At 42.3% G+C, this 15,383-nt stretch carries 20 protein-coding genes and 1 pseudogene; 18 read left to right on the top strand and 3 right to left on the bottom strand.

Going from position 1 to position 15,383, the window contains the following annotated elements; translation table 11 throughout:
• Nucleotides 1–84: 84 nt before the first annotated feature.
• Both HMPREF0373_RS00440 and HMPREF0373_RS00435 read right to left on the bottom strand, forming a co-directional pair.
• Entirely contained in the window at nucleotides 85–414 is a 330-nt protein-coding gene (locus HMPREF0373_RS00440; protein WP_002584958.1) for a plasmid mobilization protein, read from the bottom strand.
• Between the two features lie 201 nt (nucleotides 415–615).
• Nucleotides 616–972, bottom strand: coding sequence for a helix-turn-helix transcriptional regulator (locus HMPREF0373_RS00435; RefSeq protein ID WP_002584957.1), 357 nt, complete (start codon nucleotides 970–972; stop codon nucleotides 616–618).
• 398 nt (nucleotides 973–1,370) lie between these two features.
• Here HMPREF0373_RS00435 and HMPREF0373_RS00430 point away from each other — a divergent pair, with 398 nt between their 5' ends.
• The 16 genes and pseudogenes from HMPREF0373_RS00430 to HMPREF0373_RS00365 all read left to right on the top strand — a co-directional run bounded on the left by HMPREF0373_RS00430 (nucleotide 1,371) and on the right by HMPREF0373_RS00365 (nucleotide 13,889).
• Nucleotides 1,371–1,556 (top strand): cysteine-rich KTR domain-containing protein, encoded by a 186-nt coding sequence (locus HMPREF0373_RS00430; protein WP_003431289.1) that lies wholly within the window; start codon nucleotides 1,371–1,373, stop codon nucleotides 1,554–1,556.
• A 16-nt stretch (nucleotides 1,557–1,572) separates the two neighbouring features.
• Entirely contained in the window at nucleotides 1,573–2,556 is a 984-nt protein-coding gene (gene rlmN, locus HMPREF0373_RS00425) for a 23S rRNA (adenine(2503)-C(2))-methyltransferase RlmN (RefSeq protein WP_002584956.1), read from the top strand.
• Nucleotides 2,557–3,029: 473 nt separating this feature from the next.
• Complete coding sequence (locus tag HMPREF0373_RS00420) at nucleotides 3,030–3,467, top strand: sigma-70 family RNA polymerase sigma factor (RefSeq protein WP_002604474.1); 438 nt, start codon at nucleotides 3,030–3,032, stop codon at nucleotides 3,465–3,467.
• Nucleotides 3,451–3,693 (top strand): helix-turn-helix domain-containing protein, encoded by a 243-nt coding sequence (locus tag HMPREF0373_RS00415; protein WP_002604473.1) that lies wholly within the window; start codon nucleotides 3,451–3,453, stop codon nucleotides 3,691–3,693. The genes HMPREF0373_RS00420 and HMPREF0373_RS00415 overlap by 17 nt, the downstream gene beginning before the upstream one ends.
• Before the next feature lie 459 nt (nucleotides 3,694–4,152).
• Entirely contained in the window at nucleotides 4,153–4,326 is a 174-nt protein-coding gene (locus tag HMPREF0373_RS16235) for a transposon-encoded TnpW family protein (RefSeq protein ID WP_021639554.1), read from the top strand.
• A 93-nt stretch (nucleotides 4,327–4,419) separates the two neighbouring features.
• Entirely contained in the window at nucleotides 4,420–4,818 is a 399-nt protein-coding gene (locus tag HMPREF0373_RS00405) for a recombinase family protein (RefSeq protein WP_021737548.1), read from the top strand.
• Nucleotides 4,815–6,578, top strand: coding sequence for a recombinase family protein (locus tag HMPREF0373_RS00400; protein ID WP_021737547.1), 1,764 nt, complete (start codon nucleotides 4,815–4,817; stop codon nucleotides 6,576–6,578). The genes HMPREF0373_RS00405 and HMPREF0373_RS00400 overlap by 4 nt, the downstream gene beginning before the upstream one ends.
• A gap of 215 nt (nucleotides 6,579–6,793) precedes the next feature.
• Nucleotides 6,794–6,940 (top strand): annotated as a pseudogene (locus tag HMPREF0373_RS16230) (ParA family protein); the annotation flags it as partial.
• A 303-nt stretch (nucleotides 6,941–7,243) separates the two neighbouring features.
• Nucleotides 7,244–7,477 carry a hypothetical protein gene (locus HMPREF0373_RS00395; protein WP_021737545.1) on the top strand — a complete coding sequence of 78 codons (234 nt, stop codon included), beginning with the start codon at nucleotides 7,244–7,246 and terminating at the stop codon, nucleotides 7,475–7,477.
• A 254-nt stretch (nucleotides 7,478–7,731) separates the two neighbouring features.
• Entirely contained in the window at nucleotides 7,732–8,730 is a 999-nt protein-coding gene (locus tag HMPREF0373_RS00390) for a helix-turn-helix transcriptional regulator (RefSeq protein WP_021737543.1), read from the top strand.
• A 53-nt stretch (nucleotides 8,731–8,783) separates the two neighbouring features.
• Nucleotides 8,784–8,939, top strand: coding sequence for a hypothetical protein (locus HMPREF0373_RS16630; protein ID WP_207638144.1), 156 nt, complete (start codon nucleotides 8,784–8,786; stop codon nucleotides 8,937–8,939).
• Between the two features lie 825 nt (nucleotides 8,940–9,764).
• Nucleotides 9,765–10,160, top strand: a complete 396-nt coding sequence (locus HMPREF0373_RS16620) for a hypothetical protein (protein ID WP_147597846.1) — start codon at nucleotides 9,765–9,767, stop codon at nucleotides 10,158–10,160.
• 436 nt (nucleotides 10,161–10,596) lie between these two features.
• Complete coding sequence (locus HMPREF0373_RS00375) at nucleotides 10,597–11,205, top strand: HD domain-containing protein (RefSeq protein ID WP_021737539.1); 609 nt, start codon at nucleotides 10,597–10,599, stop codon at nucleotides 11,203–11,205.
• A gap of 155 nt (nucleotides 11,206–11,360) precedes the next feature.
• On the top strand, nucleotides 11,361–11,897 hold the full coding sequence (locus HMPREF0373_RS17465; RefSeq protein WP_021737538.1) for a molybdopterin-dependent oxidoreductase: 537 nt from the start codon (nucleotides 11,361–11,363) through the stop codon (nucleotides 11,895–11,897).
• Nucleotides 11,863–13,464, top strand: a complete 1,602-nt coding sequence (locus tag HMPREF0373_RS17460) for a molybdopterin-containing oxidoreductase family protein (RefSeq protein WP_278244291.1) — start codon at nucleotides 11,863–11,865, stop codon at nucleotides 13,462–13,464. Before HMPREF0373_RS17465 ends, HMPREF0373_RS17460 begins: the two co-directional genes overlap by 35 nt.
• The gene (locus HMPREF0373_RS00365) at nucleotides 13,461–13,889 is read left to right on the top strand and encodes a 4Fe-4S dicluster domain-containing protein (RefSeq protein WP_021737536.1); all 429 of its coding nucleotides are present in this window, start codon (nucleotides 13,461–13,463) and stop codon (nucleotides 13,887–13,889) included. The genes HMPREF0373_RS17460 and HMPREF0373_RS00365 overlap by 4 nt, the downstream gene beginning before the upstream one ends.
• A 54-nt stretch (nucleotides 13,890–13,943) precedes the next feature.
• On the opposite strand, the gene HMPREF0373_RS00360 is transcribed toward HMPREF0373_RS00365, so the two are convergent.
• Nucleotides 13,944–14,300: a hypothetical protein gene (locus HMPREF0373_RS00360; RefSeq protein WP_147597845.1), complete on the bottom strand. Its 357-nt coding sequence runs from the start codon at nucleotides 14,298–14,300 to the stop codon at nucleotides 13,944–13,946.
• A gap of 66 nt (nucleotides 14,301–14,366) precedes the next feature.
• On the opposite strand from HMPREF0373_RS00360, the gene HMPREF0373_RS00355 reads away from it, so the two are divergent.
• Together HMPREF0373_RS00355 and HMPREF0373_RS00350 are read left to right on the top strand one after the other, a co-directional pair.
• The gene (locus HMPREF0373_RS00355) at nucleotides 14,367–14,630 is read left to right on the top strand and encodes a 3'-5' exonuclease family protein (protein WP_021737534.1); all 264 of its coding nucleotides are present in this window, start codon (nucleotides 14,367–14,369) and stop codon (nucleotides 14,628–14,630) included.
• A 150-nt stretch (nucleotides 14,631–14,780) separates the two neighbouring features.
• On the top strand, nucleotides 14,781–15,227 hold the full coding sequence (locus HMPREF0373_RS00350; RefSeq protein ID WP_021737533.1) for a tyrosine-type recombinase/integrase: 447 nt from the start codon (nucleotides 14,781–14,783) through the stop codon (nucleotides 15,225–15,227).
• Nucleotides 15,228–15,383 lie beyond the last annotated feature (156 nt).

Here is a 15,383-nt window from a genome sequence, read left to right as displayed (position 1 = left end):
CGGTTTCCAGCCCGCAGCCGAAAGAGGACGCAAGCAGCTTCCCGTCTGTCTTTTCGGGATTTAAGATATAGTCTATCGCAGCCTTTAAGGTTGATTTAATAGGGTGCGTCTTTGTAACCGCCATATCTCGTCCACCGCCTTTTTAATGTCCTCTATATCCTGCCTGTAAACCGTCCCCGTCGCATTGGCGCGTTTTGCAATTTGGTTGATGTTCCGGCTCACCGCTTGCAGTTCCCGGATATATGCTTTTGTGTCGCTTCGGTCAACGACAAGAATATACCCGTCTATCGCCATTTTACGGAAGTATGCCCCATACTGCTTTATGGGAAGCTGCTTCATCTTCTCGTCGATCAGCCGCTTTTCTTCTTCCGTAACGTAAAACTTCATCTGTATATTTCTCTTTCGGTTTTCCATTTCCGCACCGCCTTTCGGTATAAGGGTTTGGGATTATCCCAACAAGCATTTTCCGCAAACGGGTACTCGTTTGCTGTGCTTGCTATCTACTCCATACCCCCACCGAAAGGCGGTATTTGTTGCGCGTTCCTTTGATTTTGGACGCAAAAAAAGATTGCAGCCGCCATGCGCTGCAATCTCCCGATTTCTCATATTGTGAGGTTAATCCTCTGCTTTTTCGACTTCCGTTATCTCCCTTGCTGTTGCGGTTACAATCCGTATGCCTTTATCGCTCATACCGTCCAGCAGCGCGTCAAGCTGCCGCCGCCCGGTGGATTTCTCCGCATTGCTGTTCGGGAAGAAAAATTGATCTACCGAAATATGATACCGGGTTACAAGGTCATAGAATACCTGTAAACTCGGCTGTTGTCCCTTGTTCTCGATATTCGCAAGGTAGCGCGGGGAAATATATAACTCGTCGCTTACCTTTTTGCGGCTCTCGCCGTATTCATTTCTCGCGGCTTTTATAGCTGCCCCGAAAGCCTTAAAGTCGTACAATGGTACGGGTCTTTTTGCCATTTTCATTCACCCTGTTACATTTTACAGTTCACCTTTCTTTTTGGATATGTCCACACAATTCATATCATTAGGTTAAATACTTCCTGTTGTGTATTGACAGTAGACTGATTTTCTGATAAAATAAAATTTATGTAAAAGGAGGCGGCGTTTATGTTGCATAGCATGCGTATTAGATAAGCATTGAAAAAAAGGATTTTCCCATTTTCAACATGGGCTTTTTTGTCATGCTTATTTTGCGGATGCTATACAAAAAACTAACGACGTATAGATATAGTATAGACATAGTGCAAGCTATGCCTTAGTTTTGTTGTACTGCTCTGTGCATTATAAATGCAGGTCAATGCTCATGTTGAGGATTGACCTGCATTTTTTTGTGTAAAAAGGACGAGTGAAATATAATGCTTAAAAAATATTGGATAAAATGTCCGATTTGTAACGGAAAGACGAGAGTTCAAGTATTTCATAATACTGTATTAAAAGATTTTCCTCTTTTCTGCCCTAAATGCAAATTGACGCATATCATTGATGTAGAAAAATTAGAGATTGTAATCAAAAATACAGAAAAACAAACTTTTATTATTTAGAAGAAAGGATATAAAAATGAAACGTTTACCTAAATATACGCCTGCGGAAGTACGGAATGATCCATACGGATTTACTTACAAAGAAATGTCGGAAGTTATTGGCGAGAATGAAGCAAAAGCCTTATATGAAGAATTATATAAGCAATTACCACGCAAAAAAAATCTATCAATGTTGGTAAAAAATATTTGCAAAAGCAGTGATACTGAAAAGTATGTTTACGAACTGAAAGACAACAAATACATTGAAACGGTTTTTATCAAGCGGCGAGATGGTGGAACTGTTTGCGTGAGCACACAAGTCGGTTGTCCTGTTGGTTGTATTTTTTGTGAGTCCGGGCGAAATGGCTTTGTTCGTAATCTAACATCGTCAGAAATCGTACAACAGATTATATTGTTGCGTCGAAAAGTAAACCGTATCGTTTTTATGGGTATGGGAGAGCCTTTATTCAATTATGACAACTTGATAAAAGCAATCCATATTCTCCGAGATAGATATGGGCTCAACTTTCCAACCGACGGCATTACCATATCAACAGTTGGTCCGGTCGATCAATTAAAAAAATTGCGCGAGGAACATCTTAAAATTCAGTTGACAATATCTTTACACGCAGCAACACAATCTGCAAGAAATCGTATTATTCCTCACATGCGCATATATGCTATTGAAGATGTTGTTAAGCAAGCCTTATCCTATTCTGAAAGGCATAATCGCAAAATTGTCTTTGCGTATTTGCTTTTACCGGGTATAAATGACCGGCCCTCAGATGTAAGACAACTTGCAAAATGGTTTCGGGGCAAAAAAGTTATGATTAACGTGTTACAATACAACCCAACAAGCAATTCAAGAATTAAAGCACCACAGAAACGGGAAATAGTTGCATTCAAACATCAATTAGAGCAAGCAGGACTTGAAGTTACTATGAGAGTTTCTCATGGCAGAGAGATTAACGCGGCTTGTGGACAGTTAGCTAACACATATAATAAATTCAAAAAAAAATGATTAAAAGTGCCAGACGCATAGACGCAGAGCCGATAACGCATTAGGTCAAAAAACCTATGTGTTATCGGCTTTTTTATTTAATATTGCGCAAAAGCCGCTGTTCCCTATTATAGAATGGATTGCGGGTAGTGTATTAAAGTCGCCCTTTTTTAAGGATACGGCGGTATCGGGGAGGTATCGCCGTGTCCATTTTTATTTACTGTAACCCGCCTAATGCTTTGCGGTCAAAAAAAGCTATGCTCCGCAAGCGGGATATTCCGGCTATGAATGTGAACTGTCAATACATTTAGCTACTGCTTACATTTCCTTTGCGCCCGTCCGCGTCTTGCGGACGGGCGCATTTTGCTTTTTTCAACTTTTTTCTGAAAAGCGCACTCAAGAGCCATCTCCCGAACGGGTACGGAGCGAAAGGGGCAGAGAGGACAAGCCCTTAACTCCCGTCCTCTACTCCACGCGGGAAGGAGGTGAACTCTATGGAGCTATCTTCTTCCGACAAGGAAAGAATACAACATCAGTACGACGCATTAGCAAAGAAAACTTTGGTCGGCGAAGCGAAAAGCCACCGCCGCACTCTTGCGAAACGCGCAGCACGCGAAGTTACTTTTTCGGATTTGAGCGAAAGCGAACTCGCGCAGCTTTTCACAACGGACGAATACGAAAGCGATTATTTCCGTTTTCAAGTGTCCGGCTTTGATGTACTCGTCAAAAATGAACTGCTTGCCGAAGCCCTTAACGCTTTGCCCGAAAGGAAACGCGACATTATCCTTTTGTCCTACTTCTTGGATATGAGCGACGCGGAAATTGGCGAACTGCTGAATGTTGTACGCACGACGGTTTTCCGGCACAGGAAATCCGCGCTTGCGAAAATCAAACAGTATTTGGAGGGAAAAGCAGATGATGAATACCGTTAGGAAATCTGAAAATCTGTTGCCGTTCCCTGTCATTTCCGCAGCGGCAAACGGCGACACAACCGCCATGTGCGCGATCTTGAAGCATTACGAGGGTTACATAGCGAAACTTTGTACCCGCACGCTGAAAGACGACGCGGGCAATACCTATTCCTATGTGGACGAGGAAATGCGTAACAGGCTGCAAGTGCGCCTTATTACCCGCACCCTTGCTTTTCATGTAGGATAATCTTTTAGCCCATGCGGGGAGCGTGTCCCCTTTCCACGATTCCCGTTATGGGCTATTTGTCGTTCCGCAAAAGCATATCCGCTGTTGATGTGCTTTTGCAGGCCGACAAAGCCTATTGTAACTTGACAAAGAAAGCGACCTTTGGTGCGCAGCATAACAGGCAAACGGGTACATTCCGTCTGTACCGAGCCGGGCGGCGGGTACGCCATGACGCTTTTCCCCTACGGGGAAAAGCCGAGCGAGAACTACTGAGCCGCAAAACAAGTTTAGCAGCTTGTGGGCGACGACATACAAGGCGGCACAATGATACTCCCGCGTTGAACACCCTCAAAGTATTGCGCGGCGCACCCATAAGCATGGGCCGGGGTGAAACTCCCGTGAGGTTGCAGCTAACAACCGCCCGTTTTGCCTTTTCAGTTTATATTCTCTTTCTATCCCACGAAAGGGGGATTTTCTACTATGGAACAAACAAATAAGCAAGAAGCAAAATCCCCGATTGTACGCGAATACAAGATCGGGGATATAACCTATATCGTCAAAGCCGTTGTAAAAGACGGTGTAAGAGAGGACGCCGCGACAAAGGTACGCCGCCTAATCCACAATGACCTAAAACAAGAAAAAAGCCCGGTATAATGCCGAAATTACTCTCCTATTGCAGACGGGCGGCGGGTTTTGTGGTATAATATATATGAACCTGTTTGTCCGGCTGTCGGAATAGGAGGTAACATGAAACAGCCGGATAAATTGACCGCATACTATTTTCGTGCGGCACTTCAAACAGATACTTTGTACCTTGACAATCAAATGCAAAGACTTCTTTACCACGCAAGTCAAAACGGGATTGCCGCCTTTGCTCTATATGCGGATAATGGCTATAACGGATTGAACTTTGACCGCCCCGCATTTTCCCTTATGCAACAGGATATGAGAAATGGGCGGTTAGAAAAAATTATTGTGGCAAGCCTTGACCGCATTTCCCGTAACTGTTTAGACGTAATCGCTTTTGCAGATTGCGCCGCTGGTTTGGGTGTTTCTATTGAAGCGATCAACGGCGACCATGCCGCGCTGGATTGCAGCCGACAGCTATATGCTGCACTTGCCGCGAAAGGTGGTGAGCGCAGATGAATAACACTTTTTCCTTTCAGCAAATTGCAGCCCCCAAAGTGTTAAGCGCGGAAGTCCGCGAAGCCATTTCAAACAATGTCTTGCAATTCTATGTGCGCGATCAGCAGCAAGACACGCAGGACGAGGGTATAACGGCTTTATATGAAAGGCTTTCGCAAGAGGACAAGTTGGAGGGTGAGAGCAACAGTATTGCAAACCAAAAGAAGATTTTGGAACGATACTGCCGGGAGCATGGGATTACTGCCTATCGGCACTATGACGAGGACGACGGATATTCCGGTACAAACTTCAACCGCCCCGGCTTTCAGCGTATGTTAGCCGATATTAAGGCGGGGAAAATCAAGCGCGTTATCGTCAAGGATATGTCCCGTTTTGGACGCGATTATTTGCAAGTCGGTTTTTACACCGATATGCTGTTTCCCGATTTTGGCGTGCATTTTATCGCTGTCAACGACGGAGTGGACAGTACGCGGGGCGAAAATGAGTTTACCGCAATCCGTAATGTGTTCAATGAGATGTACGCCCGCGACACTTCAAAGAAGATACGCGCTACTTGGCAATCAAAGGGGAAATCCGGCGAACATCTTACCACAATCCCGCCTTACGGCTACATGAAAGACCCGGACAACAAAAAGAAGTGGATTATAGACGAGGAAGCCGCAGCCGTTGTGCAGCAGATTTTCGCGTTGTGCGTTTCCGGCATGGGTCCGACGCAGATTGCAAAATGGTTAGAAAAGCACGAAATCTATAATCCGACAGCTTACTCCCAAGCAAAGGGGCGGCCTGTTACCAACAAGCCGACGGCTAACCCATATAAATGGACAAATGAAACGGTTTCCCGCACTTTAGAACGCATAGAGTATTTAGGGCATACGGTGAACTTCAAGACCCGCAAGCAATCCTATAAGAGCAAGAAGAAGTTGTGGAACGACCCGTCGGAATGGGTAATCTTTGAAAACACACAGCCGCCGATTGTGGAAGAAAGCGTATTCCTCATTGTGCAGAACATACGCCGATCACGCCGCCGCCCTACCAAAATGGGCGATATGGGTATTTTCTCCGGGCTGCTTTATTGTGCAGAGTGTGGCGGCAAGATGTATCAATGCCGAGCAACGAACTTTACCGAGGAACAGAAGTATTTTATCTGTTCAACCTATCGGAAAGGCAAAGATTTGTGTACGACCCATTCCATAAAAAATGTTGTCCTGCATGAAATTGTTTTGCGGAACTTGCGGGAAGCAATCGAGTATGTAACGCAGTACGAAGCCGAGTTTATCCAAGAAGCAGCGGACAGCCGTTTGCGTGAGCGCGACGCGGAGTTTTCCCGCAAGCGCGAAACACTTTCCAGAGCCGAAAGCCGGATTGCCGAATTGGATAACCTGTTCAAGCATTTATACGAGGATAATGTAACCGGGAAATTATCAGATGAACGGTTTATCAAAATGTCCCGTGATTATGAGTTGGAGCAGGAAAACTTAAAATCAATGGCAGAAGTGTTGCGGGAAGAAATCAAGCAGCAGGAAAAGCAAAAAACCAACGTTAAGGCGTTTATCAGCGTCGTAAAGAAGTACACCGATATGCAGGAACTTGATGCTTCCATTTTGCGGGAGTTTATAGACCATATTGAAGTTTCCCATACCGACAAGAAATCCAAGACAAGGGAAATCACGATTGTCTATAACTTCATCGGTGCATTTGATTTTGACCGGGCAAAAGAAAAAGCCCAAAATACAACTCAAAAACAGCAAAGAACGGCATAGCCGTTTGGCTATACCGTCCCTTGCTTCAATGTTTTCTTAATTCACCGCCCCATTAGCGGATTTTTTTTATACCTTCATTAGTTAAAAGTAATCTGTTTTTGTTTTTATCCAGAGTTCAAAGCTATATGTTATTGAGATATCATGATTTTAAAAGAAGAGTTCTTAACTATGTGGCCAATAAATTATGAAAAATGAGATACAGAGAGGATGGAAAAATGTGTAAGGTTATTGCGATTACGAACCAAAAAGGCGGATGTGCGAAAACAAATGTAACGGTTAATCTTGGAATTGGATTAGCCAGAGAAGGCAAAAAGGTTGCACTCATTGACAATGATGCACAGGGATCATTAACTGCAAGCCTTGCATAATAGATTTACCTATAATTAAAAACAACAAGATGGAAAGGCTCAGAAAAAGTTATTCTGAGCCTTCTGACATAGAAGGATAGAAGTATAAAAGAACAGGGATTTTTATACCCCATCTATTGATATACACTGTAACCATCAAAGAAGATTAAAACATAAAATTCAAAGAAATGGAGGAACTGGCAATGAAAGGATTTAACACTGGTGATGGTTACATGGGATTGGTAGATGGTAAATATATCTTGTTTGCCAGCGAATCCGATTACTATGAATACATGAACGATTAAAGGAGGAGCTGCGATGAAAGGAATATTCGAAAGTATGTTTAATCTGAACCATGATGGAAATATCAGTCCACTAGAAAGTGCAATGGAATTTACCTTCCTAAATGAACTGTTGAAAGACGACTCTGAAGTACAGACGGAGTTGGAATTATCAGGACTGGATCCGGACGAGTTGGAGTTTATGGATGCAGATGAACGAAGAGAAGCACTGGAAGATGCTGGACTGGATCCGGATGAATATGATTTCTAAGGAAGGAGCATTTACAATGGCAAAAGTATTTATCACACTGACAGGAACAAATCATTATGATGACAAAGGACATAAAACCGGTCACAGCAATCCTAGAATATTAGGAGGCTGGAACCATTACGATGACTGATACTTAAGAAGATAAAGGCGTCAACATGTACAATCTTTACACAAGTTTTGTGTGAAAAGATGCACCATATGTCTCCCACCTATGGTATACTTGAGTTATCATTTGGTGAAAGGAGACCGGAAAAGTGCCGAAGGGAAGTAATCAGAAGTTCAAGTTATACCGGCTTGCTCAGATTATGCAGGAACAAACTGATGATGAGCATTATATCACTATGCCAGAAATCATGGACGGCTTGGCAAAATATGACGTAACAGCAGACCGGAAAAGTGTATATAACGATCTGAGAGATTTGAGTGTTCTTGGAATAGATGTAGAAGGTGAACCTGTCGGGAATCGATACCATTATCATGTTGTAAATCGCGCGTTTGAACTTCCGGAATTAAAACTTTTGGTAGATGCTATCCAGTCTTCAAAATTTATTACAGAGAAAAAATCAAATGCACTGATTAAAAAGCTGGAAACATTGGTCAGTAAATATGATGCACAGAAATTGCAGCGGCAGGTGTTTGTTTCTGGAAGAATTAAAACAATGAATGAGAGCATCTATTACACTGTGGATGCGATTCATAAAGCAATTTCGGAAAATAAGAAGATTAAATTCCAGTATTATCAGTGGAATGTGAAGAAGGAAATGGAACTTCGCCATAATGGGGCATGGTATCACATCAGTCCGTGGGGATTGTCTTGGGATGATGAAAACTATTATCTGGTAGGTTATGATTCAGATGCAGAGCAGATTAAACATTACCGGGTAGATAAGATGCTGCATATCAAATTATCAAATGAAAGCCGAGACGGAAAAGAGCACTTTAAAAAACTGGATATGGCTGATTATGCGAAGAAAAGTTTTGGAATGTTTGGTGGAAAAGAACAGACTGTAAAGCTGCTGGTAAAAAACAGTCTGGCAGGTGTTATCATTGATCGGTTCGGAAAGAATGTGATGTTGATTCCGACAGATGATGAACATTTCACAGTGAATGTAGATGTGCATGTCAGCAGGCAGTTCCTTGGTTGGGTGTTTTCACTGGGTGAGGATATAAAGATTGTTGGACCGGATGAAGTGGTAGATGAGATGAAAAAGGAAATTAATCGAATAATTAATCAATACAAGTATGACTCATAATGCGAATAAAGCAATGAAAAGCTATAGAACAATAGGACGCTGTGGAAATAAAAGTGGTATTAGGATTTAAGAAAGCTAGTTCATCAAATAGAAAAAATGAAATACAAAAAGAAATTAAAGGCATTGAAAGAGGAAAGAGTAAAATGGTAGATTACGCTCCAGGTATGAGAACCATCATTCGAGATGAAGAATGGATAGTAAAAAAATAGAAACAAATAGTCTTGGAAATAAAGTATATTGATGTGACAGTCTGCTATATTCGACAACTAATAGACCGAAGAAAAGGAAAACATTGATTGTATAAAAAACTGAATTAAGAGTTGCAAAAGTGCTTCCCAAATCTGGGAAGCGGTTTGGAGGATTAGGTGATAGCAATATATGTTAAGAATATTTTTGACATTTTTGAGGATGCATGGTAATATAATTATACAAAAAGAGTGCTACCGATAGACGGTTAGTCCAATATATGAATTGTCAAAAATTGCCGCTTCAGTTTACTAGGCTTGGGCGGCTATTTTTGCGTCTTATTATTATCCTTACCGAATGTGTATCCGATACTAAAGCAGGTTAAGCCAAAGCTCACTACTGCAATGAAATCTATAATACTCACTGGCTTAGCCCTCCTTTCCATTGGATTCCCTTTCGGGTTTCTATGTAATCAGAGGGTCGCAGTCCCTCTGTTGAAGGACTAACCGCCTACCGTTATGGCAGCACTCATGTTGTGATTATATCAGTTGTGGTATGGGGATGCAATAAGAAAATGAGTAGAATAGTTTAGTTACAACAGAACAGTGTTTAAATACAAATGCAGAGGTATATATTAATCGCAATATACATCTCTGCATTGTTTTTTATTTTGCAAGAAAATTACTCTGTATTTCCATAGGCATATGATAAGCCTGTCCTCGCTTGGTCAGACTGTATAATTTAAAGCTCATGAGTTCCGGAGTGGAATTCAGAGTGCTGCATAAACTGAAATAATCCAGATCTTCATTGTGTGCCATGAGTTTATTAAACTGATTGAAAATACCAATATGACGAAAGTTTATAAAATGCCGGTTTCGCAGGCAATCTATAATGATAGCGATATTCGGATGGAAGTGACAAATGAAGAAATCGTGGATTGCTGGAAAGCATTTTTTGATGCTAATGAAAACTGGAGAGATTTTGATTCTGACATGACATATGAAAAATATAGGAATATCACAGACAAAGCACATTTAAAGAAAATTATACAGATGCCGGTGAATTTTCTGATTAAATCCGGAGATGGATTTTTCTGTAAAAAGGAAGGTTATGCGATTGCATTGAATGATGATTTAAAGGATGTGGTTAAGAAAGAAGCTTTTGCAGAGCAGATGAGGGATGTTGTGGAGTACCGTGTGCTAGATTATTATCAGAGGAGATATGATAGGAAGAAAAGTGGATGACAATATATCAAGTTAGTTTTCGTAGTATTCTTTCAATAACATATTCTCCTTGGTTGGTGATATATAAAAAGGGTATGGCGCTAACCATACCCTACTCTGGTAAACCCGAGAGACCTCGTCGGTTAAATTATCCTTTCATTAGTGGCCTCGTCGACCCAAAAACACTTGTTTATAAGTGTGAAAGAGCAATTTATATTTACTTTCATTTATATTATACTCATTTTTTTGAAAAAAGCTACTAGTAAATTATAAAAAGAAAATAAATTAAGTATGTAATTTGAAAGATAAAATATTTACACATAAAAGTCAACAGAAAGAATGTGCAAATTAGGTGAAAGCTGTTGTGGAATGTTGTTTATAGGATTATTATCAGAGAAGATATGCCAATATACTAAAAAACGTATTTTGAATTGTTACGTAAAAGGAGGATTTTGTAATGCAAACAATCACCCATCAGCAGGCTTTCGACCTGTTAAAAAAATACAACAAGGATTCCTTTCACATCCAGCATGCCCTGACCGTGGAAGCTGTAATGAAATGGTACGCCAACGAACTTGGCTACGGAGAAGATGCAGAGTACTGGGGCATCGTAGGATTGCTGCATGACATTGATTTTGAACTGTATCCGGCGGAGCACTGCCTGAAAGCTCCGGAATTATTACGGGAAGCAGGCGTTGGTGAGGATGTCATTCATGCAGTATGTTCTCATGGCTATGGAATTACGGTGGAATGTGGTGCAACGATCGATGTGGAGCCGGAGCATGAAATGGAAAAAGTACTTTTTGCGGCAGATGAGCTTACCGGTCTGATCTGGGCAGCAGCATTAATGCGTCCGTCCAAAAGTACAAAAGATATGGAACTGAAATCACTCAAGAAAAAATACAAAGCAAAAGGATTTGCAGTTGGATGTTCCCGAGAAGTAATCGCCCGCGGAGCGGAGCAGCTTGGCTGGGAACTGGACAAACTGTTGGAAATGACAATCCATGCAATGGCAGCTTCGGAAGATGAGATTCGGGCTGAGATGACAGCGGAAGGTTTGGATTAATTCAAGAGCGCAGAATATAGCCTATATAATGATAAGAATTTAATTCTGTGAAAAGATTGATTGTATAGAAGCTATAGACAAAACTATGTAGTGATTCTGTAGAGAATGAAAGTCACAGATAAGAAATATGGACTAAAGGAGGAAGACATAATAGTATGACGAAAAAAACTGAAATTAAAAAAGTCCGCTGCAATATCTGTTCCGCAGGATGTCCCATCGATGCCTACGTGCAGGACGGAAAACTGCTTTCTGTGGAAGGCAGCCGAGACTGGCCGGGACAGCAGGGCGGTTTGTGCTCCAAGGGAGCTGCATCCAGGCAGTATGTATACAATAAAGACCGGATTTTATATCCGATGAAACGCGTGGGCGAAAGAGGCAGCGGCGAGTTTGAACGTATTTCCTGGGAGGAAGCGTACGCGATGATTGCAAACAATTTACTGCGCATCCGGGAAAAATATGGGTCGCAATCGACGGTATTTTATGCGGGATATCCGAAGTGGTACCGTCCGGCGCTGCTGCGTCTGGCAAATGCATATGGTTCTCCGAATTACTGTACGGAGTCCAGCACCTGTTTTCAGTCGGCTGCCATGGCCTGGCGGTCAATTTATGGAAATAATATCTGTTTTCCGGATATGATGCAATATCTGTTTTCCGGATATGATGCATGCGAAAACGGTTCTGGTATGGAGTAACAACCTGTATTATTCTAATATTTCCATGGCACCGATGTATCAGTCACTGAAGGAGCGCGGTGTCAATATTATTTCCGTGGATCCACGGGAGACGGTGACCAGTCAGGTGGCTGATCTGCACCTAAAACTGATTCCTGGTACGGACGGAGCGCTGGCATTGTCCATGGGACAGGTGATCATTGAAGAGAATCTGTATGACCATGAATTTGTAGAAAAATATGTATATGGATTTGAGGAATATCGCGCGTATGTGCAACAGTTTAAACCGGAAAAGGCGGCGGAGATTACGGGTTTGGATGCGGATCTGATTCGCCAGGCGGCACGAATTTACGCGAAAAACAGCCCTGCGGCGGTGATGTTTTCCGCGTCACCGGTGGTGCATCATATCAATGGAATGCAAAATTATCGTGCGGTGATGTGTCTGATCGCATTGACCGGAAATTATGATATTCTGGGTGGAAATCCATCCCGACCGGGACCGGATTCTCCGTGTAATGAGTACATGGGAAATGTGAAACGGTTGAATGCGATAGAAGCAATTGGAGAAAAAGAGTTTCCGGCCTGGTTTGATCTGCCTTGCGAGGAAGCGCAGTGCAGCCGACTGGCGGATAACATTCTGGAAGCACAGCCGTATCCGATCAAAGCAGTGGTTGGTTTTGGATTAAACTGCCGGATGTGGCCGGAGCCGGAGCACCTGCAAAAAGCACTTGGAACGCTTGATTTTTATGTGAATACGGATCTGTTTTTGTCAGATTCCAGTAAGATGGCAGATCTGGTGCTGCCTGCGGCCTCCACCTTTGAGCGGGATGTGGTTGTAAATGGCCGTGGCGGTATGTTTTTCCTGTCGGAGCAGGCAATTCCGCCGCTGGGAGACGCAAAAAATGATGTGGAGATCATGATTGGAATGCTGAATGCGATGCATCTGACGGATGAGGCACTTGGTCAGGGCTATGAGCACTACATGGATTATATTTTGCAGCCATCCGGTCTGACGATTCAGGAACTGCGGGAGCATCCGGAAGGAGTAAAGGGAAAAGTGATTATTCCGCCGGAATTTAAAACCTATGAAAAGAATGGGTTTGCTACGCCGTCCGGAAAAGTGGAGTTTGTATCGCAGGTGCTGGAACGTTACCGTGATAGTCATGGATACAGTGGACTGCCGGAGTATCGGGATTATCGGCAAATGTCTGGTGTGGATCAGATAGAATATCCATACATTTTAAATACCGGTTCGAGAAAGCCGCAGTTTTTCCATTCCAGAACGTATCGTATGCCATGGTTGGCAAATCTGGAGCAGGCGCCGCTGGTGGAACTGCATCCAGAAGATGCTGCTGCATTAGGCGTTGAGGAAGGCGAACAGGTGAAAGTGACTTCACCGGCTGGAAGCATGTGTGGAACGGCGGTATTATGCAGCAATGGACGCCCGGGTGTGATACATATTTATCATGGCAATCCAAAGGGGGAAGCAAATGACCTGATCTCAAAGGATTATCTGGATCCGATTTCCGGATTTCCGGGATACAAAAGCTATTTTTGCAAGGTAGAAAAGGTGGTGGCTGGGGCATGAGTATTAAGATAAAATTTAATGCGGAAAAGTGTGTGGGGTGTTATGCCTGCCATATAGCCTGTCTGGATGCACATCATGAGGTAGATGAGGCGGATGCGAAAAGCTTCCGTGCCATTCGAAAAGTTCAGAAAGAAGGATTCGAGAAAAATATCTGTCCGGGCTGTACCCATTGCGGAAAATGTATGGAAGTCTGTCCGGTACATGCCATTTACCGTGATGAAAAGACCGGACTGATTCTGACAGACAAAGAACTCTGCGTTGGCTGTCATGTCTGCGAGAATGCCTGTCCATTGCAGATGATTCGGTTTGATGTGCAGGGAAAAATGGAAAAGTGCGACGGCTGTATAGAGCGTCTGCGAGAAGGCAGAGAACCAGCCTGTGTGCGGACCTGTTTTGCGGGGGCGCTGACGGTGGAACAGATTTAGGGCTTCGGGAACAAAGCTGAAACGAACTCCAACGAAAGAATCATTGTAAAATTTTCAGGTTCTTGTTGGAGTTCGTTTCAACTTGTTCCAAGCCACCCTAACAAGAATTTCTTTTATTACAATCACATTTATCCCGGCCCCGTGAATAGAGGCACTGATATTCAATTCAGTATCAGCCTGTTCGATACTGACCTGTGTCTGGGGCAGGGTAAAATCTACGTTCAATTCATCCATGAAAGCATTGATGGTTTCATTGGTCTTATACACATCTGCGCTGCGGGTGTACAGATGTTCAATTTCATCATTATAATTCATAACAACAATGGTATAAACCGTGGATGACGTGCGGTCATCTTTGACAACAAAATAGTGTTTTTCACGGTAAAGCAGATCACCGCTGATATTTTTCAATAGCTGATACGTATAAAAAGCCGGTTTTGGAATGCCGGAGGAAGTCATGCTACTATATGCCAGTATGTGCAGCCTAAATATGGTGTTTTAGATCATTTCATTTCTCAGATGACAGGTATCACCAATGATCAGATTAAATATGCTCCGATGCTGGAAGAAGCAGTGATACACTTGCTGGAGTGGATCGGCAATCGTGAATATAAAGTATTTGCATGGAGCAATACTGATTACCGGCAATTAAAACATGAGATTCAGAGTAAAGGAATAACAAATCCAGAGATCCTGGAATTTGTGAACCAGGATCGATGGATTGAAAAAACAAGAATATGAAAATAGAGAAAGGCGGTGGCAGATAGGTTCAGAATTTGATATAATTAAGTCAGTAACTGAACACTATCTATTATCTGCTGGAAGGAGAGAATAGTGGGAAAATCCTTAAAAGGAAAAGAACTTGGATGACGCAAACTGAGTCAGTTAAATTTGGTTATACTGCAAGATGCTTTTAATCAATTAGCAACTGATACGATGCGGGCAGATTGCAAATCATTATTGGTTGATATGTTGAATCGTGCGGTGGAAACCGAACTGCTTAATAAAAATATTGCATTTGGAATTAATACAATCATTGATAATGAGGAAAAAGAAGAGAAAAGAATTTTAAGTAATAAGGAAATTGATATTCTTCTTGAAACATCCAAAGGCGGTCAGACATATGCATTTTTTATTGTTGCACTTGGAACTGGCATGCGTATGGGTGAAATCCTTGGATTGACATGGGATTGCATTGATTTTGAGAATGGAGTTATTAAGGTAGAAAAAACACTTTGTTATTTGCCGAATAATGGAAATGCGATTTATGAATTCCATAGACCAAAGACATTACAGAAAATGTTATTTGTATTGCTGGGCTTTAGAAAGTTTTTATAGTTTTTTCATGGAAAAGACAAGGGTATATGATACAATAGCCATAAATGAACGCAGAATAAGCATTCCTCCGCTCAAGTGCGTAGAGCACTAAACAGTGGGTAAGGGGAATGCTTATGTTAGTGGAAGTTAAAAACTCCCACTGACAGGTCGCAAAGC

Source organism: Eubacterium ramulus ATCC 29099 (assembly GCF_000469345.1).
In the GTDB taxonomy this organism is placed as follows: domain Bacteria; phylum Bacillota; class Clostridia; order Lachnospirales; family Lachnospiraceae; genus Eubacterium_I; species Eubacterium_I ramulus.
Note: the sequence above shows the minus strand (reverse complement) of the source record. Positions and strands in the feature narration are given on the sequence as shown.